The 4,627-nt window shown below is 75.8% G+C and carries 1 protein-coding gene; it reads left to right on the top strand.

Annotated features, from left to right (window positions below; translation table 11 throughout):
* On the top strand, positions 1–4,627 hold a 4,627-nt coding region (locus ABTW95_RS35480), incomplete at both ends, for an SDR family NAD(P)-dependent oxidoreductase (RefSeq protein ID WP_500228617.1).

Here is a 4,627-nt window from a genome sequence, read left to right as displayed (position 1 = left end):
GAAGCGGTGGTCGAAGAAGGGGGTGCGGGTCAAGCGGCTCCAGGTCAGCCACGCGTTCCACTCCCCGCTGATGGACCCGATGCTGGAAGAGTTCGGCCGGGTCGTCGCAGACCTGACCTTCAACGAGCCGGGCCTCGCCGGCCTCCCGTCCAGGGTGACCGAGCCGGCGTTCTGGGTGGACCACGTCCGGGAGCCGGTGCGCTTCGCCGACATGGTCGCGGACCTGCACGGCCGCGGCGTGCGCCGCTGGCTGGAACTCGGCCCCGAGGGCACCCTGACCGCGCTCGCGCAGCGGACGGTCGAACCGGACGGCCAGGTGTTCGCGGCGGCGATGCGCGCGCGGCACGCCGAGGTGGACGCGCTGTTCACGGCGCTCGCGGAGCTGTGGGTCGCCGGGACGGCGGTCGACTGGACGGCGCCGGCGGCCGACCGGGGCGGCCGGCTGGCCGACGACGTCCCCACCTACCGGTTCCAGCGCCGCCGGTACTGGCTCGACGCCGCGGGCACCGGCGCGGCCGGCCTGGCGCGGGCCGGGCTCGCCTCCGTCGACCATCCGCTGCTGAGCGCGCTCGTCGTGCTCGCCGAAGCGGGCGAGCTGGTCGTGACGGGGCTCATGTCCACCCGCGCGCAGCCGTGGCTCGCCGATCACGTGGTCGCCGACCGCGTGCTGCTGCCCGGCACGGCCTTCGTCGAGCTGGCCGCCCAGGTCGGCGACCTGGGCGGGTGCGGGCGCGTCGCGGAACTGACCATCGAGCGGCCGTGCGTGTTCCCCGCGGACGGAGACGTCCAGCTCCAGGTCCGGCTGTCGGCGCCGGGAGAGGGCGGCGGGCGGAGCCTGCGCGTCTACTCCAGGACCGCAGACGCCGGCGCAGGCTCCGATGGCGAAGCGGACTGGGTCCGCCACGCCACCGGCGTCGTGGAGGAGGCGGCGGGGACCCGGCCCGCCGATGTCGGCGCCTGGCCGCCGCCGGAGGCCGCCGAGGTCCCGATCGACGACCACTACGCGGACCTCGCGGAACGCGGATTCCGGTACGGGCCGGTGTTCCAGGGCCTGCGCAGGGCGTGGCGGCGCGGCGACGAGATCTTCGCCGAGGTGCGGCTGCCCGACGAGACGGGCGACGAGCACGCGCGCTTCGGGCTGCATCCCGCCCTGCTCGACGCCGCCCTGCACGCGATCGGGCTGACCGGCGCCGCCGGGGCGGACCGCGCGGACCTGCTGCCGTTCTCCTGGACGGGGGTGGAGTTCGCCGCCCGCGGGCAGTCCGCGCTGCGGGTACGCCTGACGCCCTCCGGAGAAGGCAGGTTCGGCCTGGCCGCGGTGGACGGCGACGGCCGGCCGGTCGTCACCGTCGACTCGCTCGTCCTGCGCCCGATCCCGTGGGAGGAACTGGGCGCGCAGGCCAGAAGCGCGGTCGCGACGATGCTCTACGGCGTCGAGTGGGCCGAGCTCGGCCCGGCCGAACCGGGCCCCGGCGCGGCGTCGGTCGCCGAATGCCCGGCGGGCCTCTCGGCCCGGGAGGCCACCGTCTGGGCGCTCGCGGAGATCCAGCGGCACCTGGCGGACGAGCCGGACGGCACGCTCGTCGTCGTCACCCGCGGCGTCCACCCCGGCGCGGACGCCGTGGACCCGGCGATGTCGGCGGTCTGGGGCCTCGCCGCCTCCGCGCAGACCGAGAACCCCGGCGCGATCGTCCTGGTCGACGCCGACCCGGGCACGGACGCCGCCGCGGCGGCGGGCGCGGCGCTGCGCACCGGCGAACCGCAGCTCGCCCTGCACGGCGGGACCGCCTTCGCGCCCCGGCTGACCCGGTTCCGCGCGGAGACCGGCGGGACGCCCGCGGACTTCGGCTCCGGCACCGTCCTCGTGACGGGGGCGACCGGCGCGCTCGGCTCCCGGCTGTGCCGCCACCTCGTGACCGAGCGGGGAGCGCGCGACCTGCTGTTGGTGTCCCGGCGCGGCCCGGACGCGCCGGGCGCGGCCGAGCTGGCCGCCGAACTGGCCGCGCTCGGCGCGACCGCCCGCATCGAGGCGTGCGACCTCGCCGACCGGGACGCGGTGGCCGCGCTGCTCGCGGACACGCGGCTGTCCGCCGTCGTCCACGCCGCCGGCGTCCTCGACGACGGCGTGGTCACCGCGCTCACCCCGGAGCGGGTCGCGGCCGTCCTCGCCGCCAAGGCCGACGCGGCCCTGCACCTGCACGAGCTGACCGCCGGCATGGACCTGTCGGCCTTCGTCATGTTCTCCTCCGCCGCCGGGATCACGGGCGCCCCCGGGCAGGGCGCGTACGCCGCCGCGAACCGGTTCCTGGACGCGCTGGCCGGGTACCGCCGCGCCCGCGGCCTCCCCGGCACGTCCCTCGCCTGGGGCGTGTGGGACGCCGGCGGCGCCATGGCGGGCGGGCTGAGCGAACTCGACCGGGCCCGGATGTCCAGGTCGGGGATGCTGCCGCTGGACGCCGACGACGGCCTCACCCTGTTCGACCTCGCCACCGCGCAGGACGCGGCGCTGCTCGTACCGGCCCGGCTCGACCCGCGCGCGATGCGCACCGCCCGGCACCTCCCGCCGGTCATGCGGGACCTGGCGCCCCGGCGGAGCCCGGGAACGCCGTCCGGCGACGCCGCGCCCACCTGGCTCACCGACCTCCCGGACCACGAGCGCCCCGCCGCGCTGCTCCGCCTCGTCCGCCAGGAGGCCGCCGCCGTCCTGGACGACCCGGACCCGGACGGGATCGCGGCCGACCAGGCGTTCCGCGCCCTCGGCTTCGACTCGCTGACCGCCGTCGAGCTGCGGAACCGGCTCAGCTCCGTGACGGGCGTGCGGCTCCCCGCCACCCTCGTGTTCGACTACCCGACGCCCGCCGACCTGGTGCGCCTCCTGGAGGAGGAGCTCGGGGTACGGGCCCGCTCCCGGCAGGCGGTGCACGCGACCGCCCGCACCGAGGACCCGATCGTGATCGTCGGGATGGCGTGCCGGTACCCGGGCGGCGTCCGGTCCCCGGAGGACCTGTGGCGGCTGGTCGCGGACGCGGAGGACGCGATCGGCGGCTTCCCCGCGAACCGCGGCTGGGACGCCGACCGCATCTACGACCCCGACCCCGACCACCCCGGCACCACCTACTCGGTCGAGGGCGGCTTCCTGTACGACGCGGACCTGTTCGACGCCGGCTTCTTCGGGATCTCGCCGCGTGAGGCGCTGGCGATGGACCCGCAGCAACGCCTCCTGCTGGAGGTGTCGTGGGAGGCGATCGAACGCGCGGGCGTCGACCCGACCGCGCTGCGCGGCAGCCGCACCGGCGTGTTCACCGGGATGATGTACCACGACTACGCCGCCCGGCTGACCGGCCGCACCCCGGCCGACCTTGAGGGATACCTCGCCAACGGCAGCGCGGGCAGTGTGGCGTCGGGCCGGGTGGCGTACGCGCTGGGTCTGGAGGGTCCGGCGGTGACGATGGACACGGCGTGTTCGTCGTCGTTGGTGGCGTTGCATCTGGCGGCTCAGGCGCTGCGGTCGGGTGAGTGTGATCTGGCGTTGGCCGGTGGGGTGACGGTGATGGCCACGCCGGGCACGTTCATCGAGTTCAGCCGTCAGCGTGGTCTGGCGCCGGATGGGCGCTGTAAGGCGTTTGCGGCGTCGGCGGATGGGACGGGCTGGTCCGAGGGTGTCGGGATGCTGCTGGTGGAGCGGCTGTCGGACGCCCGCCGGCACGGTCATCGGGTGCTGGCGGTGGTGGCCGGTTCGGCGGTCAATCAGGACGGCGCGAGCAATGGGTTGACGGCGCCGAACGGTCCGTCGCAGCAGCGGGTGATCCGGGCGGCGCTGGCTCAGGCGGGGCTGACCGAGCGGGACGTCGATGTGGTGGAGGCGCACGGGACTGGAACACCGCTGGGCGACCCGATCGAGGCGCAGGCGCTGCTCGCGACGTATGGGCGGGGGCGTGATCGGGACAGGCCGCTGTTGTTGGGGTCGTTGAAGTCGAATATCGGTCATGCTCAGGCGGCGTCGGGTGTCGCGGGTGTGATCAAGATGGTGCAGGCCATGCGGCATGGCGTGGTTCCGGCGACGCTGCACGTGGACGAGCCGTCCCCGCATGTGGACTGGTCGGCGGGTGCGGTGGAGCTGGTGACCGAGCCGGTCGCCTGGCCGGATGCGGATCGGCCGCGGCGGGCGGGTGTGTCGTCGTTCGGGATCAGCGGCACCAACGCCCACGTACTTCTGGAGGCCGGCCCCGAGCCGGAAGAGGTCGAGGCCGGGTATCCGCTCCCGTCCTGGCCGCTGACCCTGTCGGCCAAGGACGAGGGCGCTCTGCGGGCGCAGGCCGAGCGGCTCGCCGGCTGGCTGGCGGACGAGCCTGACGCCGACCTGCGGGAGGTCGCGGCGGTGCTGGCGACGGGCCGGGCGGTGCTCGACCACCGCGCGGTGGTGATCGGCCCCGACACGGCGACCCTGCGGGCCGGCCTGGCGGCCGTGGCCGCGGGCGAGACGACCCCCGCCGCGGTCACCGGGTCCGGAACCGGACCCGTCGTGACGGCGATGTTCACGGGTCAGGGCAGTCAGCGTGTGGGGATGGGCCGGGAGCTGTATGAGACCTTCCCGGTGTTCGCCGCGGCGTTCGATGAGGTGGAGGAG

The organism is Spirillospora sp. NPDC127506 (genome assembly GCF_040302145.1).
In the GTDB taxonomy this organism is placed as follows: domain Bacteria; phylum Actinomycetota; class Actinomycetes; order Streptosporangiales; family Streptosporangiaceae; genus Spirillospora.
This window is presented reverse-complemented; position numbering and strand designations above follow the sequence as displayed.